The sequence below is a fragment of the Candidatus Desulfatibia sp. genome (assembly GCF_036446775.1).
GTDB lineage: Bacteria > Desulfobacterota > Desulfobacteria > Desulfobacterales > UBA11574 > Desulfatibia_A.
In genome coordinates, this window is the sequence record NZ_JAZFTO010000050.1 from 1 (window position 1) to 2,950 (window position 2,950).

The 2,950-nt window shown below is 46.4% G+C and carries 4 protein-coding genes; all 4 read right to left on the reverse strand.

Going from position 1 to position 2,950, the window contains the following annotated elements; all coding sequences use genetic code 11:
- Positions 1-228: hypothetical protein (locus tag V3S16_RS02225; protein WP_413883044.1), on the reverse strand; the 228-nt coding region annotated here is incomplete at its 3' end.
- Positions 229-496: 268 nt separating this feature from the next.
- On the reverse strand, positions 497-1,024 hold the full coding sequence (pilO, locus tag V3S16_RS02230; protein WP_413883045.1) for a type 4a pilus biogenesis protein PilO: 528 nt from the start codon (positions 1,022-1,024) through the stop codon (positions 497-499).
- A gap of 91 nt (positions 1,025-1,115) precedes the next feature.
- Positions 1,116-1,703, reverse strand: coding sequence for a PilN domain-containing protein (locus V3S16_RS02235; RefSeq protein WP_413883046.1), 588 nt, complete (start codon positions 1,701-1,703; stop codon positions 1,116-1,118).
- Positions 1,694-2,803, reverse strand: a complete 1,110-nt coding sequence (gene pilM / locus V3S16_RS02240; protein ID WP_413883047.1) for a type IV pilus assembly protein PilM — start codon at positions 2,801-2,803, stop codon at positions 1,694-1,696. The genes V3S16_RS02235 and pilM overlap by 10 nt, the downstream gene beginning before the upstream one ends.
- Positions 2,804-2,950 lie beyond the last annotated feature (147 nt).

Sequence of the window (2,950 nt, forward strand, 5' to 3'; positions counted from 1 at the left end):
GGATTCTGCTGCCGTCGGTTCAGCTCTTCGAGTATATTGAGGTATTTCTATTGCAACCTCGGGAACTTGAAGTTGGCTAAGGGGCGTGTTGGATGAAGTTCGAGCCTTAACCGCCATGGGCTTCTTATGTATGAACCGAAAATATCCTACGACCACAAACACCACCGCTCCCAGAATCAGAACATACATTTTGATCCGCTCGCTCTTTTTTTCCGGCATCAAAGCCATAGAAAATTCCCTTAACTGTAATAGTTCAGCCACAAAGGCACTAAGACACGAAGATTATTACATGCAAAAGTCATTTGTCATTTGCCATATAAAAAAAGACCGCTACGCTTTAGGGGAAAAAAGTCTTTTTATCAATACCCCTCAAGGCCGCCAGGCCGCTCCTCAAACGCAGTGCTCCTCAAGCGTAGCGCTCCTCAAGCGTAGCGGTCTTTTCTATCCCCCTTCTTTGTGCCTTTGTGTCTTAGTGGCTGAACAGCTGCCTAAGGAGCTACTGTTCAAAAATATTAAGGGTTAGATCAACCCGGCATTGCTCACCGATACCGCCTTTCGAAATAGTTATCTTTTCCGTCACCAGCAGGCGCTTCATGGTTTCCAACGCGTGGAGCAGATAGTAAATGTCATTAAAAGCACCTTTAAACATCAGCCGAATCGGAATTTTGGTAAAATATCTCTCTGGCCGTTTAGGCAGCGGCTGTAGGGTTATCAACACAATGTTTCTGCGTTTAACCAAAGAATCAAGCTGTTTTAAAAACTTTCCAATTTCGACCGCTTCCGGAATCTGCTCCATGGTGGCCTTTAATTCGTTCTTGACAGCCTTTAAGCCCGTATTGAGGTGTTGCAGGTTCGATGCAGCCAGACTCATATTCTTTATACCACTGGCATACAGAGCGTTTTCCTGCCGCATCCGAGTCTTTTGCTCGACACCCTGCTTTGCGACCCAGAATCCGCACATCCCCACGATAATAATGACGGTAAAAAGGCATATTAGATCCAGAGCTTTTAAACTCAGCCTCATCCGTAATGATTCCCTTTGTATTTATTTAGGCCTTTAAAATGGTTCTCTTTTTGTAATATTGATAATTCGTAAAAAGTCGTTTTTTGACTTTTTACGAATTATCAATGCTGCACTCGATCTTGAACTGGATCTGCGGCATGGCCTCACCTGAATTTTTTATTGATTGCGCCCGCGCACCCTCTTTGGCCAATTGCAATACAACATCCTTGAACATGGCCTCATCCGCCAGACTGTTCATAAAATCTCCCAGATCCTCATTGGAACGGGAGAGCCCCGTCAGTTGCAGCTTACTGCCGGAGTCTTGCCCTGGGCCAATATCCAGGGCCAGTTGCGTAATCCAGGTATATGCATTCATAACACCGGCCAGCTTGGCTAAAATTCGATAAAAAGGCTGTTTTGGAATTACGGTTCTCAGAGCATTTTGCTGCTGGCGCAGGTTTTCCACTTCGGCCTGCCGGCGATTGATTTCCTCAATTTTCAATGCCAGATCCGCATGCACCTGTTGCAGCGACCCGCGGCTGCTCTTTTTGCCCAAGACGGCCTGCGCTTGAAATAGATAGAACCCGCCGATCATAGCAAGGGCCACGATCAGGCCTCCGCCCCAGAATATAAGATGCTGCAACATCTGGCGGCGAACCAGGATGCCGGGATCAATCAGATTTATTTCTCTTATAGCCATGTAACTTTCCGCATCGCCAGGCCCAGGGCCAGTGCGAATGGAGCCCCCTCATCTATACCTGGCAATTTATTGCCATCAGATAAAGCCACCGTCGTCATAGGGTTTATGCATCTGGTGGGGATATTGAGCCGCCTTTCAAAATAACGGTCAAAATGGTGAATCAAGGCGGCATGGCCATACATGTAAATACCTTCGAAAGCCGTATGTTGCTTCTCGGACATTACACCGCTGATCATTTTATGAAACTCGAAAACCAGCTCGTCAATAGAAGGCGTTATCACCTGGAAAATAGCCCGGCGCATATTCACCATGGTCGCATCAGGGGCACGATCATCACTATTGTCGGCGCTTTCGAGATCTTCATAGGCAAGACCATGTGTTTTTAAAAGGAGCCTGGCATTATCTTTTGCTTTTAAAAGTTCAAGATTCGCTAATATTTTTTCAATAAGCTCGTGTACCCCCCAGGGGATAATGCGCTGACCTATAATGCTGTCTTCAGTAACAACGGCCAGCATGCTTTCAAAGTAACCTATGTAACATAAAATTACAGGATGCTTAGTGACCTTGTGAAAGTGTTTATACAGGCGAATCAATGAAGACACGCGGTAATCCACCGCCTCGACGGTCAGGCCCGCCTGCTTCATCAGTTGCAGATACTGTTCGATATACTTCCGCCGCACTGCGATGACGGTGGCTCTATAAGCATCGCCATCACCATCGACTTCGGGTGTAAGCGAGGGATAATCGAGGGCGGCTTCTTCCAGAGGAAACGACAGGTACTTTTCGGATTCCCGCAAAATCGCTTCTTCCAGGGTTTCGGTCGCGCCGACTTTAAAACGTATGGGTAAAACCGATATATTTTTTACGGGAATGTGGAGCACAGCGCTTTTGCCCCGAAAGTTTCGATTTTTTGTCATTTTTTTGACAGCATCCACTAAGCCGGGATTTGCATCAGGAATTGACTCGATCTCTGCTTCAAGTTCTCTATGCGCCAAAGCCCTGACTGCAAAGCCTTGGCGGGTCTCTTTTAGCTGGACGGCATAGATATTCCGACTGCCGATGTCGATCCCGATGGGATATTTGGATTTAAAGTTCAGCATATGACTGATAAATAATATATTCTCAGGAAAATGTCAAAAGATTTAAAAGGGTTGTCAACAACCAAGCGGGGTTGCGCCCCGTTATCCGGACATGCACGCACCTGTCCGGCTTCAATATTATCAAATATCAAGCAATACTCATGCCAA

Excerpts from the sequence above, each read along its gene's own strand:
- pilM (WP_413883047.1), bottom strand. The coding sequence starts at position 2,803 with ATGCTGAACTTTAAATCCAAATATCCCATCGGGATCGACATCGGCAGT.
- V3S16_RS02235 (WP_413883046.1), bottom strand. The coding sequence starts at position 1,703 with ATGGCTATAAGAGAAATAAATCTGATTGATCCCGGCATCCTGGTTCGC.
- pilO (WP_413883045.1), bottom strand. The coding sequence starts at position 1,024 with ATGAGGCTGAGTTTAAAAGCTCTGGATCTAATATGCCTTTTTACCGTC.